The sequence below is a fragment of the Rathayibacter sp. VKM Ac-2927 genome (genome assembly GCF_022815525.1).
GTDB lineage: Bacteria > Actinomycetota > Actinomycetes > Actinomycetales > Microbacteriaceae > Rathayibacter > Rathayibacter festucae.
The window spans coordinates 377836-398798 of record NZ_JALGRT010000003.1 but is presented as its reverse complement, the minus strand read 5'-3'; the positions used below and the strand labels follow the sequence as shown (position 1 = coordinate 398798).

Here is a 20963-nt window from a genome sequence, read left to right as displayed (position 1 = left end):
GAGCGGGGATATCGAGATCCACCGTGCTGAGCTGGGCGGGTCTCGATACGCCCCTCCGGGGCTACTCGACCAGCATGAACGGCGCCGGAGGCGGCTGCTCGACCGGCATGAACGGCGCCGGAGGCGGCTGCTCGACCGGCATGAACGGCGCCGGAGGCGGCTGCTCGACCGGCATGAACGGCGCCGGAGGCGGCTGCTCGACCGGCACGAAGGGCGGCGAGGGCGAGAAGGAGGGCGGCCGAGGCGGCTACTCGGCCGGCGCGGGGGCACGCCCGCGGACCGCGGCGACGACGGCCGCGACCGCGCGGTCGATGCTCGCCGCGCGGGCAGCGGCGTCCTCCTGCTCGGAGTCGTGGACGAAGGCCGTCGTGCCGCGCACGGCGCCGCAGTAGTCGACGACGCCGTGCTCGATCTGAGTGCGCAGGGACTGCTCGTAGCCGTGCCGCTCGTACACCCCGGCGCTGTCGCCGGCGATCGGCACGAGGTGGACGGTGAGCCCGCCGAGCTTCCGGCGCATCCCGTCGGCCGGGTCGATCTCGAAGGCCCAGCCGTTGACGAAGACGCGGTCGATCCAGCCCTTCAGCAGCGCCGGCACCGACCACCAGTAGACGGGGAAGACCAGCACCAGGTGCTCGGCGGCGTCGAGCCGGCGCTGCTCGCTCGCGACGTCGGCCGGGTACTCGCCCGCGACGCGGTAGCTGTGCCGGTCGGCCGCACTGAAGCGCGGGTCGAAGCCCTCCGCGGCGAGATCCGCGAGCTCGGCCAGCGGCAGCTCCTCCGCGAGCCGTCGGGCCAGAGCGAGGGTGAGCGAGTCCCGATCGGGGTGGGCGGCGACGATGAGCGCGGTCATCCGTCCATCCAAGCGCAGCCGGCCGGGTCGGCGTGCGACGATGCGGCATGCGACAGCACGAACGAGGAGGAGACCGATGACCGACTCGGACCCGCAGGAGGTCCTGCACCGCGACGGCAGCCTCCGCGCTCGCGGGGCCACGCTCGACGGCGAGCTGCACGGGTACTGGGAGTGGTTCCGCCTGGACGGCACCCGCCTGCGCAGCGGGTGGTTCGATCGTGGGCGCCAGGTCGGAGTCTGGACCACCTACGACCGCACCGGCGCCCCGCACAAGGAGACCCGCTTCGGCGACTGAGGGTGCCGCGCCTCGGAGCGCGCGCCTCAGGACCCGCCGCGCGCCAGGACACCGGTGACGAGCAGCTGCACGAGGGCGTCCGTGTCGTAGCGCGGGTCGCCCGCGCCGCCGATGCAGAGATTGCCGATGCCGCGCAGCAGGCCGTACGCCTCGACCGGCGGGGCGTCCGGCGCGATCGCCGCCTCGAGCAGCGTCGCGCAGACCGGCACCAGCCGGTCGACGAAGAAGGCGTGCAGGGCGTCGGAGCCGGCGCCGTCGCCCTGCAGCGCATCCGGCAGCCCGTGCTTGGTGACCAGGAAGTCGACGAACAGCGCCAGCCACGCGCGGAGCGCCGCCTCGGGCGAGTCGCTCTCGGCGAGGAGTCGCGGCCCGGCCTCGGCGCAGGCCTCGACCTGGTGCCGGTAGACGGCGACCACGAGGTCGGCCCGGGTGGGGAAGTGGCGGTAGATCGTGCCCGTGCCCACGCCGGCGCGCGTCGCGATCTCGCGGACGGGGGCGTCGACGCCGGACTCGACGAAGACCGCCGCGGCCGCTTCGAGTAGGGCCTGCGAGTCGCGCCGGGGTCGGCCGACGCGGGGGACCGCCGGGCCGGCGCCGCCCTGATCCGTCACTGCTGCTCCTCCTCCGAACGCTCCGCTTGCTTAACGGAACAGCGCTCCGTATCGTTGCGGAACGTCGCTCCGATAAGCAGTATCGCAGAGCGCGAACCGGAAGGCACCAGCATGACCAGCACCGTCCCCACCTCTCTCTTGGAAGCACTCTCCGCACTCCCCGTCGTCTCGGTCGCCCCCGTCGAGCTCGACGCTCCGGGCCGCCCCGTCCCGCTCACCGTGCGGATCTCCGCCCCGGCGACCGGCACGGACCTCCCCGTCGTGCTCTTCTCGCACGGCAACGGCTGGAACCACGACGGCTACGCGCCGCTCACCGCGTACTGGGCCTCGCGCGGCTTCGTCGTGATCCAGCCGACGCACCTCGACTCGAGGCGTCACGGCTTCGGCTTCGACCATCCCGTCTTCCCGACGATCTGGGAGGAGCGGATCGCCGATCTCACCCGCGTGCTCGACCGGCTCGACGTCCTCGAGGCGGCCGTGCCCGGACTCGCCGGCCGGATCGACTCGAGCCGCATCGCCGTCGCCGGGCACTCCTGGGGCGCGCAGACGGCGCAGACGCTGCTCGGCGCCCGCATCGTCGGAGAGGACGGCTCGCTCAGCCCGGACCGCTCCGACCGCCGGGTGCGCGCCGGCGTCCTCCTCGCCGCGACGGGCGTCGCCGGCGACGACCTCGAGCCGTTCGCGCAGGCGGCCTTCCCCTTCCTCCGCCCCTCCTTCGCGCAGCTGAGCACGCCGACCCTCGTCGTCGCGGGCGACCGCGATCAGTCGCGGCTCTCCCGGCGCGGGCCGGACTGGTTCACCGACGCCTACACGCAGAGCCCGGGCGCGACCGACCTGCTCACCCTGCACGGCGGCGAGCACTCGCTCGGCGGCATCGTCGGCGAGGAGGTCGCCGAGACGACGGACGCGGATCCCGCGCGACTCTCCACGATCCAGCAGCTGACCACGGCCTACCTCCGCACGGCGCTCGTCGTCGACGCGAGCAGCTGGTCGGCGGCGCGGGCGGCGTTCCGCGAGGACGGGCGCGAGATCGGCCGCATCGACGGCGAGTGACGCCGCGCACTGCCGTCGGGCGTCAGTCCTTCGCCGCCGCGGCCCCTCCGGCGAGGTCGTCCTCCGTCGGCTCGGTCACCCCGATCGTGCTGATGATCGGCATCGTGCCCGTCCGCGCGAGCGGCTCCTCGGCGGTCGGCGCCGACTCCGGATGCGGGGAGCGGCGCGCCCGCACCGGCGCCACCGCGCGGACGACCGGAGTGCGCAGCCGCCGGTACGCGATGCGGCCGAGGGTGACGCCGCCCGCGAGCCCGATCGCGATCATGCCCGCCTGGAGCAGCAGCTCGATCCCGCCCTCGGGGCCGCGGCCGGAGGTGAGGTCGAGCACGCCGCGGTAGAGGGTCAGGCCAGGGAGCAGCGGCACGATGCCGCAGGCGGTGGTCACCACGGCGGGCACGCGCCAGCGCTCGGCCAGGGTCTCGCCGAGCAGGCCGATCACGATCGCGGGCACGGCGCTGGCGAGCAGCGGCGCGGCGCCCAGCCCGCTCAGCGCGTCGGAGGCGACCCACGCTCCCGCGCCGGTGAGAGCGGCGACGAGCGCCGGCCGCGGGGGCGTGTGCGACGAGAGCGCCCAGGCACCCGCGGCGATGCCGGCACCGAGCACCTGCACGCTCGCCGGCCAGGGGCGGGCGTAGGAGTCGACCAGCACCAGCTCGACGCCGAGGGTGCGCGCGCCGTCGAGCACGGCCGCGATCCCGACGACGATGCCGAGCGTCAGCAGCCCGACCTCGAGCAGCCGGCCGCCGGCCGTGATCGGGAAGCCGTTGATGGCGTCGTCCGCCGCTCCGACGAAGGAGAGCCCGGCGAGCAGCACGACGACTCCGGAGGCGACCACCAGTGCCGGCGGCAGCACGGCGAACTCGACCGGCAGCTGCGGCACGACCGCGAGCAGCAGCACCGCGACTCCGGTCGCGAGCGCGGCTCCGGCGATCTGCTGGAAGAAGGCGGGCAGCCCCCAGCGGCCGAGCAGCTGGTTGACGCCGTCGATCGCGGCGGTCGTGAGCGCGGCGAGGAGAACGATGAGCGGCCCGCCGCCGAGCAGGATCGCGACGCCCGCGGCCATCACCGCGAGGGTGAGCGTCACGACACTCCGCCGGTAGCGGTGCGGCTGGACGAGGATCGCGTCGAGCCGCTCGTGCGCGTCCTCGAACTGCTGCCGGGCCTCGTCGCGCGCGGTCGACGAGTCGACGGTGTCGGCGACCCGGACCTCGGGGGAGCCGTCGGTGATCGCGGTGACCAGCGTCGTCACGCGGGCGAGCCGCTCGTAGTCGGCGCTGCGGGAGGCGACGACGCGCAGCACGCTCACGCTGGGCGAGTCCTCGCTGCCGTCGTGCACGACCAGGATCGAGGTGAAGGTGAGGTCGACCTGCACCTCGATGCCGTAGGCGCGGCAGACCCGCTCGATGGTCTCGGTGACCTCCGCGGCCGCGGACCCCAGCGAGAGCAGGGTCTCGCCGAGCCGCACCGCCAGCTCGAGCACGCCGCGCACGGTCTGCTCGGCGAGGACGGCGCGCTGCGAGCGCCGGCTCACCGGCGCGGCGGGGCGCTGGCCGCTCAGCGTGCCGACGAGCTGCCGGAGGAGTCGCTGCTGGAGAGGTCGAGGAGAGGGCACCCCCCGAGCGTACGGAAGACCACCGTCACCGGAGGACCGGCTCCGGAGGAGCGCCATCGCAGGCTCGGCGCCGCAGGACCTGAGTCGCAGGACCGGCGCCGCACCGCCGTCACCAGGGCACCACCTCGCCGCGGAAGTCGCGGTAGGCGATCCCGGGCGTGCCGAGGCGGCCGATCAGCACGTCGACCACCTTCGGCACGTTCTCCTCGATCGTGAACGGCGCGTCGTCGCCACCGAGCGCGGTCCGGATCCAACCCGGCGCGATCAGGACGATCGCCCGGCCCGTGCCGGACTGCCGCACCGCGAAGCTCTTCAGGAACTGGTTGAGCGCCGCCTTGCTGCCGCGGTAGACCTCCCGCCCGCCGCCGGTGTTGTTCGCGATGCTGCCCTGCCCCGACGACATCGCGCCGATCAGGCCGTCGCCAGCGACGAGGTCCTGCAGCGTCTCGATCACGCGCATCGGACTGAGCGCGTTGGTGACGAAGACCTCGACGAAGTCCTCCGTCGAGACCTGGCCGATGGGCGTGTCCTCGCTCGTCGTGGTGCCGGCGTTCACGAAGAGCAGGTCGAGCACGCGACCCGTCAGGCGCTCCCGAAGCGCCCGCGTCCCCTCCTCGTCGGTGATGTCGAGCCGCTCGATCGCCAGGCGGTCCGCGCCGACCTCGTCCTGGAGCTCGTGCAGAGGGGTGCGCCGGCCGGGATCGCGGACGGTGCCGATCACGTCCCAGCCGCGGCCGAGGAACTCCGCTGCGAGGGCGTGGCCCAGCCCACGGGAGGCGCCGGCGAGGAGGGCGGTGCGTGCGGTGCCGGACGGGGGGGTCGGTGTCGTCGATGTCGTGGTCATCCCGTCACTCTCACCCCGCCGCAGGTCGATCCGCGCGGTCTGTCAGCGAACCGTGCGCTGCGCGGCGCCGGTTCTCAGAGTCGGAGTCCGGCGGTGGTGGTCGCGCTCATGCTGATCGAGTAGCCCGCAGAGCGGGCGCATCGAGATCCACCGGAGTCGGAAGGCGGGTCTGCAGGCTGCCCTGCTGGCGACGGTGGGTCTCGATACGCCCCTCCGGGGCTACTCGACCAGCATGTGTGCGAGCGCCTCTGCCAAGGAGATACGCCCCTCCGGGCTGCTCGACCGGCAACAACGGACGCCCCACCGGCAGCGGCTGCGCAGGTGCTCAGAATCGTTGATGTGGCGACGTTCCGGCCGTCCTGTCGCGCCAGAGCGGCCCCTCTCGCCATCCGCTCCCAGGTCTGCTCCGAATCATGCGTACACATCAACCTTACGACCGGAGCCCGCATGCTCGCCACCGCCACCGCGTCCGCCACCGCCCCCACTGCCGGCACCGCTGCCGCCCGCCGCTCGCGCGCCGTCCTCGCGCCCGCGCTTCCGCTGCTCCCGCCCGACTCCGATCGGATGCTCGTCATCCGCTCGGCCTCGGGCGACGACGGCGCGTTCGCCGAGATCGTCCGCCGGCACACCTCTCTGCTGCGCGCGACGGCGCTGCGCATCCTCCGCGCCTCGAGCGAGGCGGACGACGTGGTGCAGGAGACGTTCCTCGCCGCCTGGACGCACATGGACAGCGTGATCGACGGCGAGACGATCGTCGGCTGGCTGCTGACCACGGTGCGCCGGCGCTGCTACGACCGGCTGCGCTCGAGCGACCACCAGAACCACGCCGAGCTGGAGCAGGACCTGCCCGAGTCGCTCGACCACTGCCCGACCGCGGTGTCGGAGCGCGCGGCGCTCGTCGCCGAGGCGCGCGCCGTGCTCGGCCGGATGCCCGAGCTGCAGCGCCGCTGCTGGGAGCTCCGCCAGCTGCAGCAGCGCAGCTACGACGACATCGGCGCCGAGCTCGGCGTCAGCGCGACCGTGGTCCGCGGGCAGCTCTCCCGAGCCCGCCTGCTGATGGAGGCGACGCTCGCGCCCTGGCGCTGAGGCTCCGCAGCGCACCCCGTGGGCGGTCGATCCGTCGCGGACGGCTCTCGCCGACGTGCCGAGGGAGCCGTTCGTGACGGGTCGATCGGCGGATCACCGCGGCTTCAGGGGTGGGCGCACTCGGCTCCGGACGGACTCGGTGGTTAGCGTGGAGGGCATGGAACCCAGCTTCGGAGCCCTGCTCACCGGTCTCGTGATCAACCTCTTCTGGTTCGCGCTCGTCCTCGTCGCGGTCTACTTCGTCGTCCGGGCGGCGGTGACGAGCGCGCTGAGGCGGGCCGGAGTCATCACTCCGGCGAGCGCCGCCGCCCTCGATCGCGAGGACGAGGCGCACCGCCGCGCGATCGACGACGAGCGGCGTCCGGAGGCCTGAGCCCGGCGCACCTTAGCCCGGCGCGCCCGAGCCCGGCGCAGGTGAGCCCGGCGCAGGTGAGCCGAGCACACCGCCGCGACCTCAGCTCCCGAGGATCGCGAGCACCGTCGACAGGATCCCGCAGACCGCGCCGGTGCCGAGCAGGATCAGGCCCGTCAGCCGCAGCGCCCGCACCGGATCCGCGCGCCGGTGCAGCCGGATCCGCTCCGGGTCCTCCTCGCGGTAGTAGACCTCGCGCTGGTCCGAGCCGACCGGCGTCAGCGGGTCGTCGGCGGTGAGCGGCCGCGAGCGCACCTCGCCCGCACGGGTGACCCAGTGCAGCGCGCGCGGCGGACCGTCCTCGAGGTAGGCGGTCGTCGTCGACCACCGCCCGTCGATCAGCAGCCCCACGAACGCCGCGAACAGGAACAGCAGCCCCAGCGGGAGCGTGATGAGGGAGAGCGCCTCCAGGATCGTCTCCAGCACCGGTCGCCTCCCTCTCGGATCCGCTGACGAGCGTACCGGGCGACGGTGGCACAGACGGTGGCAGAGGCTGTGCCGCTACGCGCCGATCGCGGGCGGCGGAGCCGTGAAGAAGAGGTACGGCAGGAAGTGCAGGACGAGCGTCGCGAGGACCCCGGTCGCTGGCGTCACCCACCACCAGCGCAGCGGTCTCGCGAGCCGCCGGACCACCGCGAACCCGACGACGGGCGTGATCAGCACGGGCAGCCACGCGCCGAGCACGGCCCACTGCACCGCGGGCGACAGCTCGCGCAGGTCCTTCCAGCCGTCGATGCCCGGGTCGATCGCGGACGCGGTGCCCAGGAGCACGAACGGCACCAGGACTGCGGCGAGTGCCGCGTGCACGAGGCCCCAGGCGCCGACCGCCAGGCGTGCGTAGCCGAGATCGAGCGCTGCGGTGGGGGTCGTCACCGGGGAAGGCTACCCGGCGCGACGCCGTCCGCTCCCGGTCGAGGCGCTTCCGTACACTGGCCCGGGCGCCGCGCGGACGGCGGCACGAGCTGCGGGGGTGGCGGGGACGGATGGCGACGGCGGGTGGCGCACGGCACGGACGGCTGAGGCCGCGCTCGGGACCGCGGACTCTGCTCCGCGGCGCTGCGGCCGCCGTCGCGGTCCTCGCCGTGAGCGGGGCCTGCCTGGTCGGGATCGCGACCGCGAGCATCACGAGCAACGTCGCGGGCAACGCGGTCGACCTCGGGATCGCGCCCTCCGCGGAGCCGCGGGCTGCACAGCTGGGTGCGATCGAGGGCGGCTTCAACGTCCTCATCGTGGGCACCGACAACGACGCGGTGCAGGGCGACGCCTTCGGGGTCCGCGACGGCACGCTCAACGACGTCACGATCCTGCTGCACGTCTCCGCCGATCACCGCAGCGCCACGGTGATCAGCTTCCCGCGCGACCTCGTCCTGGACCGCCCGGCCTGCACCGATCCGGAGACCGGCGAGGTCACGGAGGCGACCGCCGACGTCCCGTTGAACTCCGCGTTCGAGGCCGGCGGGCTCTCCTGCGTCAACGACACGGTGCAGCAGTTCACCGGCCTGACCGTGCCGTACGCGGGCTGGGTCTCCTTCAACGGCGTGATCGAGATGAGCAACGCCGTCGGGGGAGTGCCGATCTGCCTCACCGGGCCGATCCGCGACACCGACTCCGGGCTCGACCTCCCCGCCGGCACGAGCAACGTCTCGGGAGCGACCGCGCTCGCGTTCCTCCGCACCCGGCACGGCGTCGGCGACGAGAGCGACCTCAGCCGGATCTCCTCGCAGCAGCAGTACCTGGCCTCGCTGATGCGCACGGTCCGCTCGGCGGACACGCTGTCGAACGTGCCCGCGCTCTACGGACTCGCGCAGGCGGTGTCCTCGAACGTGCACCTCTCCACCACGCTGACGAACCCGTCGACGATGATCTCGCTCGCGCTGGCCCTCAAGGACGTCGACCTCGCGCAGATGGTGTTCGTGCAGTACCCGGCGCTGGACGACCCGGACCGGCCGGGCAAGGTCGTGCCGGACACGGTGCTCGGCGGCGAGCTGATGGCGAAGGTTCTGAACGACGAGCCGGTCGTGCTCGCGTCGACGCCCGCGGAGGAGCAGCCCGCGCCGCCGGTCGAGGGGGGCACCTCCGCTCCTGCGCCGACCGACCCCGCCGCCGCGGAGCCCGCTCCGGAACCGCTCGACGCCCCCGGGCAGACCGCCGCCGAGGAGACCTGCGCCGTCCCGTCGGAGTGACGCGCGGAACCGGCCACGGGCGGGCCCTCAGGCCGTCGCGTCCGCGCCGGCCTGACGCACGTTCCTGACCACGCGGGCCGGGGCGCCGACGACGACCGCTCCCGCCGGGACGTCCTTCGTGACGACCGCGGCGGCGGCGATCACCGCGTCGTCGCCGACCGTGACGCCGGCGAGCAGGACGGCTTTCGCGCCGATCCAGACGTTGGAGCCGACGACGATCGGGGCGGGGTGCAGGTCGCCGCGTCGCGCCGGATCGAGGTCGTGGTTCAGGGTCGCGAAGACGACGTCGTGCCCGATGAGGCAGTCGTCGCCGAGCGTGATGCCGCCCTGGTCCTGGAAAGCGCAGCCGGAGTTGATGAAGACCCGGGCGCCGATCCGGAGGTTGCGGCCGAAGTCGGCGCGCAGCGGCGGGAACAGGGTCACCGACTCGTCGATCGGCCGGCCGGTCAGCTCCGCCAGCAGCTCGCGCACGCGCTCCGGCGGGTGGTAGCCGCTGTTCAGCTCCCCGGTGATGCGCAGCGCCTCCTGGCTCGCCGCGTGCAGAACGGCGTGCAGCGGGGAGCCGCCCTCGATCGTCCGCCGCGCGTCGAACGCGGCGATCAGGTCGTCCAGGTCCATGTCCAGGTCCAGGTCCGGGTCCGGGTCCATGTCGTCGTCCTCTCCTCGGGTCCGCCCAGGCTAGGAGCGCCGGGCGCACGGCTGGGACTCCCTGCCGGGGCACCCCTGCCGCGGGTCGGCCCGCCGTCAGCCGTCACTCCTCCATGAGGCGTCCCGGAACGGTCGAGACGTCCCGCCGGAACGGGCTGCCTCGACCGCTCGGGGACGCCTCGCGCGTCACGCCCCGACGCCGCGGGGGAGACTCCGCTCGAGGAGGGTGGCCCGGCGGGCGGCCAGGGCGAGTGCGAGCAGCACGGCGGCGATGACGGGGAGCGGCAGGACGACCCGGGCGGCCGGCACGTCCGTGAGCACCGTCGCGCCGAGGGCGTCGACGGCGGTCAGCAGCGCCGACAAGCCGACCAGCAGGAGGACCGACATCACGGCCGCCACCCGACCGCGCCAGGGCATGACCGCGAGGACCCCGAGCGCCGCCACCGGCCCCGCCGTCGACAGATCGGGACCGAGCCAGCCGGCCGCCGCAGCGACGAGCGCGATGCTCAACTCTGTGGCGGAGGCGAGCAGGGCGGTGACCCGAGCGGCGCCGGTCCGGGCGGCGAGGGCGAGGCCGAGGGCGATCGCGAAGAGCGCCCCGGCGAGGAAGGAGGGGTTGGTGAACGGTCCGATCGCACCGGGGTAGCTGACGCCGGGGGACCAGTTGACGACGGCGTAGAAGGCGAAGAACGCCGTGGCGAGCGCGAGGGGGACGATCGTCGACGGGGAGCGCCCGGGAGCGGACCGGAGGCGGTGGCGCAGACCGCCGACCGCGAGGGTGGTCCGCTGCCCGATGCCCGGGCCGCGGTGCCCGCGGTCGTCGGCCTCGTCGAGCAGGATCCCCAGCAGGACCTCGCCGTGCTCGTCGCGCCAGGCGGCCGGGTACCAGCGCAGCGCGCGGCGGAAGCGGTCGGTGCGCCGCGCGTCCTCGTTCGTCGTCATGCCGTTCTCCTTCGTCGAGTGGTCGGGTCAGAACGCGGCGGACGGCGAGAGCCCGAGGTTGATCCGCGCCCGCACGGCGCTCGCCTCCATCCGGGCGACCTCGGCGCCGAGTGCGGATCGGCCGCTGTCCGTCAGCCGGAAGTAGCGGCGCACGCGCCCGGTGACCCGCTCGTCGCCGTCGGGGGCGATGAGGCCCGCCGACCCCAGCCGCTCGAGCGCCGCGTAGAGCGTGGTCACCCCCAGCCGCACGCGGCCCTCCGACTGCTCCTCGATCTCCTGCAGCAGCGCGTAGCCGTGGCGGCGCCCGAGAGCGAGCGCGGTCAGGATCCAGAAGGTCGTCTCTCGCATCTCCTCGGGCACGGGCGACACCATACTCCAACGGCAGGAGTATCGGGCGGCCGTCACGAGCGCCGGTCGTCTCCCGGAGCGGGCGAGGCCGCGAGGAACGCGCCGCGCTCCTCGAGCAGCCGGCGCAGGTGGCGCGCCAGGACGAGCCGCTCGGCGACCCGGCCGAGGACGCCGAAGGGGGCGCGGAAGGCGAGCCGGTCGGTCATCACCGAGCCGCTGCCGTCCGGCTCGAAGCGGTGCTCGTGCCGGAAGGAGCGGAACGGGCCGCGGGTCTGCTCGTCCGTGAAGGAGTGCGGCGCGTCGAAGGCGGTGATCCGGCTGGTCAGCCGCAGGCGGACGCCGAAGTGCCGGGCCTGCCAGGTCACCTCCTCGCCGAGGCCGATGCGGCCGCTGACGACTCCGCCGACGGCCCGCTCACCGGCCGCGGCCTGCGACTCCGTGTGCAGGTCGATGCTCCGCGCGCGGTCGAACAGGTCCTCGACCGACCGCTCCGAGCGGGTGACGACCTCGACCGACGCGACCATGACTCGATCATGGCGCAGTGCCGGCATGGCGCAGTGCCCTCATGGCGCACTGCCGTGACGACGCGCGGCTCGGCGTCGCCGCGCTCGCTCGGCCCGGACGGTCAGCCCGTCGGGACCACCGGGACGAGGAAGCCGCCGGGGACGTCGACGTCCGGCTCCCGGTACTCGTCGGGGAGGGTGAAGTCCGCGGTCCCGATCGAGGAGACGGTGAAGACGTCGGCGTCCCTCGTGCCGACGAGGAAGAGCGAGTACACCCGGGTGCCGTCCTCGAGGGTGCGCACCAGGCCGCCGGGGGAGGTCGACCGCTCGCCCTGGCGGGAGAGGACGACCGTGTCGCCGGGCGTGCTCGCGAGAGCCGCCGGGTCGATCCCGGCCGTCGGGACGCCGTCGCGGCAGTCCGTGCCGAAGCCGGTGTCGATGACCGATTCGCAGAAGCGCGTCTCGCCGTCGGGGCTCACGTGCAGGTCGCCCGTGGCTCCGACGAGCACCGGCTCCGGCTCCGAGGAGCACCCGGAGAGCGTCAGCACGACCGCACAGGCGACCACTGCTGCGGCGCGCGTCCCGCGCACGACCGAGCTCCGACGGTCAGTGGAAGTTCAGCGTGGACGGCGACGGCGCCTTCCACGCCTCCGACCGGTAGGCGTGCGGATCGTGCGGCGCCCGCGGCGGCTCGCCGAAGGGGTCGACCGGCAGCTCGGCCGGAGTCCTCGAGACAGCGCTCCGCAGCGCTGCGGCGAGGGATCGGAGGCGATGGATCACGGCTTTCACGGCGTTCACGGCGTTCTCCCGTTCTCTGGTGAGGGCTGACGACCACTGTCGACGCTACCGCGACCCCGCGACATCGCGCTCGTCGACTTTCCGCGGCTCCGCGGCTCGGCCGCTCTCCGCGGCGCGTCCACCGGACGCGGGCGGGTCAGCCGCCTGTGAGCGCCTCGGCGACCGACGCGTGGATCGCGTCGTAGTCCGGGTCCTCGGGGTCGACCGCCGGGGGTGTCAGCTCGACCGAGCCGATCGGCTGCGAGCGGGTCCGGAGCGCGAGCTGCAGGAAGCCGCCCAGCGCGCCCTGCGGGATGTCCGTGCGGACGACGCGCGCGCCGGCGTCGGCGATCCCCTGGAACTGCAGCAGCACGTTCACTGGGGAGAGGCGGGCGAGGATCGCGCCCTGCACCTCGCGCTGGCGGACCATCCGGTCATAGTCGCCGCCGGCCGAGCCGTAGCGGGAGCGGGCGTAGGCCAGCGCGTTGCTGCCGTCGAGGTGGTGCTCCCCAGGGGTGAGCCAGGCGTTCACGCCGACCAGCTCGCCGGTGGTCTCGTCGAGGACGCCGCCGAAGGGGAGGTCGCCGTCGCCGGTGTAGTCGACGTCGATGCCGCCGAGCGCGTCGATCAGGCTCGCGAAGCCCTGCATGTCGACGAACGCGTAGTACTGGATCGGCAGCCCCAGCGCGCCCTCGACGGCGTCGCGCGTCGCCTCGATGCCGGGGGAGCTGCCGTCGGCCACCGCGTCCGGGTAGAGCTCGGGGCTCTTCAGCTCGACCTCCGTGTGGATCGAGTTCAGCATGCAGGGGCTCACGTTGCACGACCCGATCAGGTAGCCGTCGGGGTAGCTGTCGTGCATCGGCGAGTCCTCGGGGAAGGGCACGTTCTTCAGGTTCCGCGGCAGCCCGATGACCGTCGCCGCTCCGGTCGCCGTGTCGATCGAGGCGACGGAGATGCTGTCCGGGCGGAGTCCCGCGCGGTCCTCGCCGGCGTCGCCGCCCAGGAGCAGGACGTTGTAGCGGCCGTCGACGGGCGCGGCCACCGGCCCGTCGCCGAACACCGTCGACAGCAGTCCACGGGAGATCCCGACGAGATGGCCGCCGTAGCCCGCAGACCCGACCGAGACGAGCAGCGCGAGCACCGTCGCCACCCCGAGCGCGACGCGGGCGCGCGGCCGGAGCTTGACGAGCCGGGTCAGCCTGAGCGTGTCGAGGGTGAGCACGAGCCAGAGCGCGGCGCAGGCGACCAGCACGACCTGCAGGACGGCCAGCGTCCCGTCGAGCGCGGCGACCGAGAAGACGAGCGACGGGACGACGAGGAGTGCCAGCAGCAGCACGACGACGACCGCCCACAGCAGCAGGGTCGCGGCGAGACCGATCCGGCCGAGACGCCGCGAGCCGGCGAGCACCTGCGCGGACCCGGGGATCAGCAGGCCGAGCCCGAGCAGCCACCAGGCGCGGCGGGTCATCACCGCCCGCGACGAGGTGTCCGGGTCCCGCAGCGGCGTCCGCCTGCGGACACCGTCCTTCACCACTGCACTGCGCACGTCGCCTCCCCGGAACCGACCACCCACGGTAGGGCCTGCGCGCCGCCCGGGCGGACGGCGACGCGCGGCGCTCGACCGCCGAATCGCACGGAGGCCGGGGTCAGCTCCGGTCCGGGTAGTCGCCCGCCTCGAGGTCCGCGAGCAGGCTCGGGTGGGTCGGCGCCCAGCCGTAGGTGCTGCGGGTCCAGGCGCTCGACGCGGGCTGGTCCATCGCGAAGATCTCGCCGAGGGGTCCGAACGTCTCCGCCGGCACCTGCTCGACCGGCAGGCCGAGGCGCCGCCCGATGACCGTGGCGATCGCGAGCATCGTGTCGCCCTCGTCGGCGACGGCGTTCACGGCCGTCCCCGCCTCGCCCCGCTCGATCATCAGGCGGAACAGCGACGCCGCGTCACGACGGTGCACGGCCGGCCAGCGCTGGCCGCCGTCGCCGACGTAGGCGGAGACCCCGGAGCGCTGCGCGGCCTGGATGAGGAGGCCGGCGAAGCCGTAGGCGACGTCGCGCTCGTGCACCGACCGGGGGAGCCGGACGGCGGTCGTCCGGACGCCCTGCTCCGCCAGACCCAGGACCCGCGCGGCGTTGGCGCCGCGGCCGCCGACCGGGCCGGTGGTGGTCAGCGGATCGTGCTCGGTCGCGACGGCACCCGCGGAGAAGGTCGTGCCCGAGACGAGGGAGAACGGCTTGCCGGTGCCGACGAGCGCGGCGCCGATCACGTCCATCGCCGCGCCCTCCTCCGCGATGCTGCGCTCGAGGTCGGAGAAGTCGTTGCTGAAGGCGAGGTGGATCGCGCCGTCGGCGGCACGGGCGGCCTCCGCCAGCAGTTCCAGGTCGGCGAGCTCGCCGCGGAGGGGCTCGCCGCCGGCGTCGAGGACCCGGCGGACGGCCGACTCCGACCGGGCGAGACCGAGCACCTCGTGGCCGTGGGCGACGAGATCCTCGGTGACGGCGAGGCCGATGGCGCCCGGGGCGCCGGTGAGGAGGATGCGCATGGGAGGACTCCTTCTGAGTGATGGGATCGATGTCCCATCACTGTAGCCCCGTGATGGGACGCGTGTCGCGTCACGGTAGGATCTCCCCATGCCACGCTGGGAACCTGATGCCCGCGAGCGGTTCGTCTCCGCCGCTCTGCACCTGTTCACTGAGCAGGGCTACGACGAGACCACCGTGGCGCAGATCGCCGACCGGGCCGGGCTGACCCGGAGCACGTTCTTCCGGCACTTCCCCGACAAGCGCGACGTGCTCGCCGCCGGTCAGGAGACGCTCTCGGCGCTGCTCGCGCAGGGGGTGCGCGAGGCTCCGGCCGGGGCGACGCCGATGCAGGCGGTCGCCGCCGGTCTGGTGTCGGCGTCCGGCGCGATGACGCCCTTCAACCGTGAGCTCGGGCCGCGGCTCGAGGCGGTGATCGCCACCAGCGCCGAGCTGCAGCAGCGGGCTCTGCTGAAGAAGGTCGGGATGGCGACGGCGATGGCGGACGCCCTTCGCGAGCGCGGGGTCGCCCCGGCGGTCGCCGATGCCGCCGCCGAGCTCGGGGTGCTCGCCTTCAAGGAGTCGTTCGCCGAGTGGTCCGAGGGCCGGGACGGCGAGCTGCCGGCCCTCGCCACCGCCGCGCTCGACCGCCTGCGGGAGGCGCTGACGCAGCTCGGCTGAACCCGCGCCGTCAGCCGGTCCGCTCCCAGCGGTCCCGGCCGCTCCGGCGCCACTGCTGGCGGGGCCCGTCCGATTCCCGGGCGGTGTCCGTCAGCCGCAGTGTGCTGTCCGGAGCCCAGCCGGCGATCACGGAGGCGTAGCCGTCGTCGACCGGGATCAGCCGGGTCGCGCTCGAGAGGTAGCCGAGCACGGTGAGGTGCACGGCGTCCCACTCGGCGGCGACGCGCTGCCAGTCCGGGATCAGCCAGCGGCCCTCCCCGCCGGTCACCTGGTACCAGTCGTGCCGGCGGGAGGCGGTGACCTCGGCCGGGAAGGCGCGGCAGAGCTCGGCCCAGTCCTCGGCGCCGCCGATCTCGAGCGTGCGGCCCGCGCCGCTCACCGGGATCACGGTCGCGGCGTCGAGACCGGCGGAGTCCTCGACCAGCTCGAGCAGGTCCTCGATCCGGGACTGCGTGCGCAGCAGCCGCAGGGGGAGCGACCACCACGAGCCGGAGAAGCTCGCGCGCGGGTCGGCCGGGCGCTCCCGCGCGGACTGCTCCTCGTCGGCGCGGCGGGCGGCGGACCACTCGTCCAGGAGCGCGGCGGCGCCGGTCGGGAGCGGCCGGGCGGTGTCGGGGCGCCAGTCGACGGCCCACTGAGTCCGGGTGGCGGGGCTCGTCCACGTCGCCGCGTCCGGGGAAGCGAGCACGCGCTCGGCGACGGGAAGCAGCGCGGCGCGGAGCTCCGGCAGTGCGGCGAGGACGTCCTCGGCGTCGGGCTCCTGCCAGGAGTACGCCGTGTCGACGCTCCTGCGGAACGCGGCGCGGACGGCGTCGTCCTCCGCCGGGGTCGGCGGGAGTGCCGCGAACATCGCGGCGAGGCCGTCGGGAGTGGGGACCGGCAGATCGCGAGCGTCCGCGCCGTCCTCGGAGGCGTACAGCAGGACCGACTCCCCGCGACCGCCCGCGGCGTGCGCGAGCAGGAACGCCGCTGTGCGCAGCTCGGGGTCCGCCGCCGTCGCGTACTCCCAGCAGAGGCGGCGCCCCCGGGGCCCGCTGAGGAGGACGTCGGCTGCAGCACTCATGCCTCCACTATGCCCGGCGGCGGCGCCGAGGCGTCCCCGAACGGTCGAGGCGCCCCCGAACGGTCGAGGCGTCCCGGCGCAGGTGGACGTCTCGACGGTTCGAGGACGCCTCGCCGGCCGCCGGTGCGGGCGTCAGGCGTCGGGGTTCATCCAGAAGGGGGAGTAGTGGTAGCCGTCGGGGTCGTCGAACTGGCGCTGGTACATGAAGGGGTACTCGTCGGTGTCGCCGATGCGGCCGCCCGCGGCGCCGGCGCGCTCGGTCAGCTCGTCGACGGCCTCACGGCTGCCGAGGTCGAAGGAGACGGTCATCTTCGAGGGGGTGTCCGGGCCGCCGATCAGCTCCTCGGTGCCGCCGACGCTCGCGTACATCTCGCGGCTGCTGAGCATCAGGTACTGATCCGGCGCGATCGCGAAGCAGGCGACGTTCTCGTTCGACATCGCCTCGTTCCGGCTCCAGCCGAGGGCGGTGTAGAAGGCGGTGGCGCGCTCGACGCTCGCGACGGGGCAGGAGAGGTAGAGGCTCATGCGGGCAACACTGCCCAGAAGTGCGCGGCACGACAAGAGGCCGGGGAGGATCCGCGCCCGGAGCGTCCGCCGGGCGTCTGCCAGAGTGCTGGCATGCCCTCTCCGCAGACCCTGACCGAGGAGGACCGCCGGCTCGTCGCCGCCTGGGCCGCCGACTGCGCCGAGCGGGTCCTGCCGCTCTTCGAGGCGGAGGCCCCCGACGACGACCGGGCCCGGGACGGGATCGCCCGGGCACGTGCCTTCGCCCGCGGCGAGCTGAGCGCGGCCGGGGAGATCCGGCGCCGCTTCGAGGCGGGCCGGGCGTCGCAGTCGGCGACGTCGCCCGCGGCGAAGGCGGCGGCCTGGTCGGCGGGGCAGGCCTCCGGAGTCGCGCACCTGGGCGCCCACGCGCTGGGCGCCGCGGCGTTCGCGGCGAAGGCGGCCGAGCTGGCCGACCCGGGCCGCGGCGGCGCGGCCGAGATCGACCGGCAGCTGGCGGGGATGAGCGCCCCGGTGCGGACGGCCCTGGCGCGCCTGCCGCTGCTCGGCGAAGACCCGTCCGGTCCGCTCGGGCCGGGACTCCTGGCCTCCGGCGCGCTCGGCGCGTTCATCCGTACGCTGCAGGCGGCGCTCGCCGCGGGGGAGCAGGGCGGCGAGCAGTAGCCCGGGCTCAGCAGCGCCGGACTCAGGCCTCGGGCAGCCGCACCGCGACGCGGAGCCCGCCCTCGTGTCGTGCGGTGAGGTCCAGCTCGCCGCCGTGAGCGCGGACGATGCTCGCCGCGATGGCGAGGCCGAGGCCCGTCCCCGCGTGCTCGGAGCGAACCCGCGCGGCTCCGCGCTGGAACGGCTCCGTCAGCGCGGGAAGGGACAGCGGATCGAGGTGCGCCCCGGAGTTCTCGAGCACGAGGACGGCGGAGCCCGCGTCGACGCTCGTGTCGAGCCGCACCCAGCCGCCCGACGGCCGATTGTGCACGATCGCGTTGTGCAGCAGGTTGACGCTCAACTGCTGCAGCAGCGCCGGCGAGCCCGAGGTGCGGGCCACGCCACCGGCGGTCTCCAGGGCGACGCCGCCCCGCTCGGCGAGGGGCAGCAGCGTCTCGACCGCCTCCTCCGCCAGGAGCGACAGGTCCACGCTCTCGCGGGCGAAGGAGCGCTGGTCCGCGCGGCCGAGCAGCAGCAGCGCCTCGACGAGCTCGATGGCCCTCGTGTTGACGCTCCCGAGGCGGGCGACCAGCGCGTCGACGTCGCGGTCCGGATCGTCGCGCGCCACCTCGAGGAGCGTCCGCGTGATCGCGAGCGGGGTGCGCAGCTCGTGCGAGGCGTTCGCCGCGAACCGCCGCTGCTCCGCGTCGTGCGCCTCGATCCGCTCGAGCATGGCGTCGAAGCCGTCGGCGAGCTCGCGGAACTCGTCCCGCCGGCCCTCGAGCGCGATCCGGTGCGAGAGGTCACCGGCCGCGGCGAGTCGGGTGGCTCGGGTGATCCGCCGCAGCGGGGCGAGCATCCGGCCGGCCAGGAACCAGCCGCCGACCATTCCGAAGAGCAGCAGGAGCGCCAGGGCGGCGGCGGCGGCGGGCGTGAAGGCGCGGAGCAGGTCGTCGCGCCCGGGGCGGAAGCCGTCGGTGCCGTCGCCGGCGACCACCGCCTCCGCGGGGATGTAGCGCAGCAGGAACAGCCAGACGACGGTGAGCAGGAGGCCGCCGGCGAGCAGCAGGAAGCCGGCGTAGCTGAGGGTCAGGTGGACGCGGGCGCTGATGCCGGGCGGCCTAGCCACGGGTGCCGTCGCCGCTCTCGTCGACGGCACCGTCCGTGAGGATGCGGTAGCCGACTCCGGGCAGGGTGCCGATCAGCCACGGCTCGCCGAGGCGCTTGCGGAGGGCGGAGATCGTGATGCGGACCGCGTTCGTGAACGGATCCGCGTTCTCGTCCCAGGCCCGCTCGAGCAGCTCCTCGGCGCTGATCGTGCCGCCCTCGGCGCCCATCAAGACCTCCAGCACGGCGAACTGCTTGCGGGTGAGCGCGACGTAGCGCCCGTCGCGGTGCACCTCGCGCCGGAACGGGTCCAGGCGGAGCCCCGCGATCTCGCGCACCGGCGGGCGGCTGCGCGCGCGTCGGCGGTCCAGGGCCCGGAGGCGCAGGACGAGCTCGCGCAGCTCGAACGGCTTCGTCAGGTAGTCGTCGGCGCCCAGCTCGAAGCCCGACGCCTTGTCGTCCAGCCGGTCGGCGGCGGTGAGCATCAGGATCGGGATGCCGCTCCCGGACGCGACGATCGCGGCGGCGACCTCGTCGCCCGACGGGCCCGGGATGTCCCGGTCGAGGACGACGAGGTCGTAGGCGGTGAGTCCCAGCAGCTCCAGCGCGGTGTCGCCGTCGCCGGCGAGGTCGGCGGCGATCGCCTCGAGGCGGAGCCCGTCGCGGATCGCCTCCGCCATCAGGGGCTCGTCCTCGACCACCAGAACACGCATGCGGTCGATGCTACGAGCCGCGGTGTATCGCGGGCGTCTCGGAAAAGCCCTACACCCCCGCAACACCCTCCGCGGTGGAGTGGTCCCCGCACCGCCGATCCGAACGGCGGCCGCAGAAGGGATCGACCATGAGGCAGCACCACCAGCGAACCCGGGCCCGCGCCGGCGTCCTCCTCCTCGTTGCGGCACTCGGCCTCACCGGCTGCACCGCAGCCGATCAGGTCTCGGGCGGCCTCGCCGGCCTCACCACCGTGTCCAGCGACACCGGCCGCTCCGTCGAGGACGGCTACCTCGGCGTCGGCGACTCCGTCTCGATCCACGACGACCACCTGCCGGTCATCGCGAACCTCGACCCCGCGCTGCGGGCGGCCGTCGAGGCGGCGGTCGACGCGATGGCGGCCGACGGCGTCGAGACGGTCGTCACGTCCGGCTGGCGGAGCGCCGCGTACCAGCAGGCGCTCCTCGACGACGCCGTGCAGGAGTACGGCAGCCTCGAGGAGGCCCGGAAGTGGGTGAGCACCCCCGAGCTCTCGGCGCACGTGACAGGCGACGCGATCGACATCGGCTACACCGACGCGGACAGCTGGCTCAGCCAGCACGGCGCCGACTACGGCCTCTGCCAGACCTACGGCAACGAGATGTGGCACTTCGAGCTGGCGACCGAGCCCGGCGGCGAGTGCCCGCCGCAGAAGGAGAACGCGTCGGAGTGACGCTCGGACGCCGGTGGATCTCGAGACGCCCGCTCCGCGGGCTACTCGATCAGCAAGTGCATGCTGGTCGAGTAGCCCCGCAGGGGCGTATCGAGACCCGCCCACCGCAGAGGCGTCGGGCCTGCAGGCTCTCGTGCCGGCGCCGGCGGATCTCGAGACGCCCGCTCCGCGGGCTACTCGATCAGCCTGCAGCTCGGCGGCTTCGAAGGACGGCCGAGAGGAGGACCAGGGCGGCGGCGGCCAGCGCCCACGGGCCGGTGAAGACGAGGGCGCGCTCGATGGGACGCCAGAACGGGACGACGAGTCCGCCGAGGAGCAGGCCGGCCGCGCCGCCGACGAGGGCGTTCGCGACGACCTGCGCGGCCAGGCGCCCTCCGCTGCTCATCCAGACGCGCTCGATCAGGCGGTCCAGCAGGTACGTCGCGGCGCCGACCGGCAGGCTCGCCACCGCCGCGCAGACGGCGAGCCCGCCGAGGGCGAGGAGGACGAAGCCCGGGTCGGCCGACAGGGAAGTGGCCGCGGTCCCGTTCGCGCTGTCGACGAGCGCCCCGATCGCGAGCGGCACGAGCGCCAGCATCGCGCCCAGCACGGCTCGGACGGCGTGCTCGCGCCCGCGGGCTCCGGGCGCGCGGCCGGCCGGGCCTCCGGGTCGCGCGCCGCTCACGAGCACCTCCGTGTCGCCGGCACCGAGGAGACCGCCGGGGCGAGGTCGGCGAGGATCTCGCGACCACCGGACAGGCCGGCGCCGAGCACGACCTCGACCACGGGGTCACGGCCGTAGCTCGTCGCGACGATGACGGCCGCGTCGCTGTCGTCGATCGTCCAGTCGACGTCGCGCTCGGTGATGCACGCGGCGGAGGAGGGCACC

The 20963-nt window shown here is 74.4% G+C and carries 29 protein-coding genes; 8 read left to right on the top strand and 21 right to left on the bottom strand.

The features are described 5' to 3' along the window. Nucleotides 1–61: 61 nt before the first annotated feature. Both MT353_RS11020 and MT353_RS11015 read right to left on the bottom strand, forming a co-directional pair. Nucleotides 62–208, bottom strand: a complete 147-nt coding sequence (locus MT353_RS11020; RefSeq protein ID WP_243624707.1) for a hypothetical protein — start codon at nt 206–208, stop codon at nt 62–64. A 39-nt stretch (nt 209–247) separates the two neighbouring features. Next, the gene (locus MT353_RS11015) at nt 248–850 is read right to left on the bottom strand and encodes an NAD(P)H-dependent oxidoreductase (protein ID WP_243624426.1); all 603 of its coding nucleotides are present in this window, start codon (nt 848–850) and stop codon (nt 248–250) included. 76 nt (nt 851–926) lie between these two features. On the opposite strand from MT353_RS11015, the gene MT353_RS11010 reads away from it, so the two are divergent. Further along, entirely contained in the window at nt 927–1145 is a 219-nt protein-coding gene (locus MT353_RS11010; protein ID WP_243624425.1) for a toxin-antitoxin system YwqK family antitoxin, read from the top strand. Between the two features lie 26 nt (nt 1146–1171). Here MT353_RS11010 and MT353_RS11005 read toward each other — a convergent pair whose 3' ends face one another. Beyond that, nucleotides 1172–1756 carry a TetR/AcrR family transcriptional regulator gene (locus MT353_RS11005; protein WP_243624424.1) on the bottom strand — a complete coding sequence of 195 codons (585 nt, stop codon included), beginning with the start codon at nt 1754–1756 and terminating at the stop codon, nt 1172–1174. A gap of 111 nt (nt 1757–1867) precedes the next feature. Here MT353_RS11005 and MT353_RS11000 point away from each other — a divergent pair, with 111 nt between their 5' ends. Continuing rightward, nucleotides 1868–2809: an alpha/beta fold hydrolase gene (locus MT353_RS11000; protein WP_243624423.1), complete on the top strand. Its 942-nt coding sequence runs from the start codon at nt 1868–1870 to the stop codon at nt 2807–2809. A 22-nt stretch (nt 2810–2831) separates the two neighbouring features. On the opposite strand, the gene MT353_RS10995 is transcribed toward MT353_RS11000, so the two are convergent. Next, nucleotides 2832–4421: a threonine/serine exporter ThrE family protein gene (locus tag MT353_RS10995; protein WP_243624422.1), complete on the bottom strand. Its 1590-nt coding sequence runs from the start codon at nt 4419–4421 to the stop codon at nt 2832–2834. Between the two features lie 109 nt (nt 4422–4530). Then, entirely contained in the window at nt 4531–5265 is a 735-nt protein-coding gene (locus tag MT353_RS10990; RefSeq protein ID WP_243600265.1) for an SDR family NAD(P)-dependent oxidoreductase, read from the bottom strand. Nucleotides 5266–5712: 447 nt separating this feature from the next. Here MT353_RS10990 and MT353_RS10985 point away from each other — a divergent pair, with 447 nt between their 5' ends. Together MT353_RS10985 and MT353_RS10980 are read left to right on the top strand one after the other, a co-directional pair. Continuing rightward, nucleotides 5713–6351: an RNA polymerase sigma factor gene (locus MT353_RS10985; RefSeq protein ID WP_243624421.1), complete on the top strand. Its 639-nt coding sequence runs from the start codon at nt 5713–5715 to the stop codon at nt 6349–6351. A 157-nt stretch (nt 6352–6508) separates the two neighbouring features. Next, nucleotides 6509–6724, top strand: a complete 216-nt coding sequence (locus MT353_RS10980; RefSeq protein WP_123445935.1) for a hypothetical protein — start codon at nt 6509–6511, stop codon at nt 6722–6724. 81 nt (nt 6725–6805) lie between these two features. Here the strand turns inward: MT353_RS10980 and MT353_RS10975 are convergent, their stop codons facing one another. Both MT353_RS10975 and MT353_RS10970 read right to left on the bottom strand, forming a co-directional pair. Beyond that, complete coding sequence (locus MT353_RS10975) at nt 6806–7189, bottom strand: hypothetical protein (RefSeq protein ID WP_243600262.1); 384 nt, start codon at nt 7187–7189, stop codon at nt 6806–6808. 75 nt (nt 7190–7264) lie between these two features. After that, nucleotides 7265–7636: a hypothetical protein gene (locus MT353_RS10970; RefSeq protein ID WP_243624420.1), complete on the bottom strand. Its 372-nt coding sequence runs from the start codon at nt 7634–7636 to the stop codon at nt 7265–7267. 209 nt (nt 7637–7845) lie between these two features. On the opposite strand from MT353_RS10970, the gene MT353_RS10965 reads away from it, so the two are divergent. Continuing rightward, a complete protein-coding gene (locus MT353_RS10965) occupies nt 7846–8946 on the top strand; it encodes an LCP family protein (RefSeq protein ID WP_243624419.1) in 1101 nt (366 codons plus the stop codon). 27 nt (nt 8947–8973) lie between these two features. Here MT353_RS10965 and MT353_RS10960 read toward each other — a convergent pair whose 3' ends face one another. From MT353_RS10960 to MT353_RS10925, 8 genes are all read right to left on the bottom strand, one after another. Then, nucleotides 8974–9564: a DapH/DapD/GlmU-related protein gene (locus MT353_RS10960; protein WP_243600290.1), complete on the bottom strand. Its 591-nt coding sequence runs from the start codon at nt 9562–9564 to the stop codon at nt 8974–8976. Between the two features lie 216 nt (nt 9565–9780). Beyond that, nucleotides 9781–10536, bottom strand: coding sequence for a hypothetical protein (locus tag MT353_RS10955; RefSeq protein WP_243600259.1), 756 nt, complete (start codon nt 10534–10536; stop codon nt 9781–9783). Between the two features lie 27 nt (nt 10537–10563). After that, nucleotides 10564–10896 carry a PadR family transcriptional regulator gene (locus MT353_RS10950; protein WP_243624418.1) on the bottom strand — a complete coding sequence of 111 codons (333 nt, stop codon included), beginning with the start codon at nt 10894–10896 and terminating at the stop codon, nt 10564–10566. Nucleotides 10897–10937: 41 nt separating this feature from the next. Continuing rightward, on the bottom strand, nt 10938–11408 hold the full coding sequence (locus tag MT353_RS10945; RefSeq protein ID WP_243624417.1) for an SRPBCC family protein: 471 nt from the start codon (nt 11406–11408) through the stop codon (nt 10938–10940). Nucleotides 11409–11509: 101 nt separating this feature from the next. Next, the gene (locus MT353_RS10940) at nt 11510–11977 is read right to left on the bottom strand and encodes a hypothetical protein (RefSeq protein WP_243624416.1); all 468 of its coding nucleotides are present in this window, start codon (nt 11975–11977) and stop codon (nt 11510–11512) included. A gap of 16 nt (nt 11978–11993) precedes the next feature. Then, the gene (locus MT353_RS10935; protein WP_123737118.1) at nt 11994–12185 is read right to left on the bottom strand and encodes a hypothetical protein; all 192 of its coding nucleotides are present in this window, start codon (nt 12183–12185) and stop codon (nt 11994–11996) included. 136 nt (nt 12186–12321) lie between these two features. Next, nucleotides 12322–13710, bottom strand: coding sequence for an LCP family protein (locus MT353_RS10930; protein ID WP_243624415.1), 1389 nt, complete (start codon nt 13708–13710; stop codon nt 12322–12324). 100 nt (nt 13711–13810) lie between these two features. Next, nucleotides 13811–14698 (bottom strand): NAD-dependent epimerase/dehydratase family protein, encoded by an 888-nt coding sequence (locus MT353_RS10925; RefSeq protein WP_243600253.1) that lies wholly within the window; start codon nt 14696–14698, stop codon nt 13811–13813. Nucleotides 14699–14786: 88 nt separating this feature from the next. Between MT353_RS10925 and MT353_RS10920 the strand changes: the two genes are divergently transcribed. After that, nucleotides 14787–15356, top strand: coding sequence for a TetR/AcrR family transcriptional regulator (locus MT353_RS10920; RefSeq protein ID WP_132437129.1), 570 nt, complete (start codon nt 14787–14789; stop codon nt 15354–15356). A 10-nt stretch (nt 15357–15366) separates the two neighbouring features. Here MT353_RS10920 and MT353_RS10915 read toward each other — a convergent pair whose 3' ends face one another. Continuing rightward, a complete protein-coding gene (locus tag MT353_RS10915; protein ID WP_243624414.1) occupies nt 15367–16419 on the bottom strand; it encodes a hypothetical protein in 1053 nt (350 codons plus the stop codon). 132 nt (nt 16420–16551) lie between these two features. Further along, nucleotides 16552–16944: a VOC family protein gene (locus tag MT353_RS10910; protein WP_123703755.1), complete on the bottom strand. Its 393-nt coding sequence runs from the start codon at nt 16942–16944 to the stop codon at nt 16552–16554. Between the two features lie 93 nt (nt 16945–17037). On the opposite strand from MT353_RS10910, the gene MT353_RS10905 reads away from it, so the two are divergent. Continuing rightward, complete coding sequence (locus tag MT353_RS10905) at nt 17038–17586, top strand: putative immunity protein (protein ID WP_243624413.1); 549 nt, start codon at nt 17038–17040, stop codon at nt 17584–17586. Nucleotides 17587–17608: 22 nt separating this feature from the next. Here the strand turns inward: MT353_RS10905 and MT353_RS10900 are convergent, their stop codons facing one another. Together MT353_RS10900 and MT353_RS10895 are read right to left on the bottom strand one after the other, a co-directional pair. Next, nucleotides 17609–18694 (bottom strand): HAMP domain-containing sensor histidine kinase, encoded by a 1086-nt coding sequence (locus MT353_RS10900; protein ID WP_243624412.1) that lies wholly within the window; start codon nt 18692–18694, stop codon nt 17609–17611. Next, entirely contained in the window at nt 18687–19385 is a 699-nt protein-coding gene (locus MT353_RS10895; protein WP_243624411.1) for a response regulator transcription factor, read from the bottom strand. The genes MT353_RS10900 and MT353_RS10895 overlap by 8 nt, the downstream gene beginning before the upstream one ends. A gap of 128 nt (nt 19386–19513) precedes the next feature. Here MT353_RS10895 and MT353_RS10890 point away from each other — a divergent pair, with 128 nt between their 5' ends. Then, nucleotides 19514–20095, top strand: coding sequence for a M15 family metallopeptidase (locus tag MT353_RS10890; protein ID WP_243624410.1), 582 nt, complete (start codon nt 19514–19516; stop codon nt 20093–20095). A 181-nt stretch (nt 20096–20276) separates the two neighbouring features. Here MT353_RS10890 and MT353_RS10885 read toward each other — a convergent pair whose 3' ends face one another. Together MT353_RS10885 and MT353_RS10880 are read right to left on the bottom strand one after the other, a co-directional pair. Continuing rightward, on the bottom strand, nt 20277–20759 hold the full coding sequence (locus MT353_RS10885; protein ID WP_243624409.1) for a hypothetical protein: 483 nt from the start codon (nt 20757–20759) through the stop codon (nt 20277–20279). After that, nucleotides 20756–20962 (bottom strand): hypothetical protein, encoded by a 207-nt coding sequence (locus MT353_RS10880; RefSeq protein WP_243624408.1) that lies wholly within the window; start codon nt 20960–20962, stop codon nt 20756–20758. The genes MT353_RS10885 and MT353_RS10880 overlap by 4 nt, the downstream gene beginning before the upstream one ends. Nucleotide 20963: the final 1 nt, after the last annotated feature.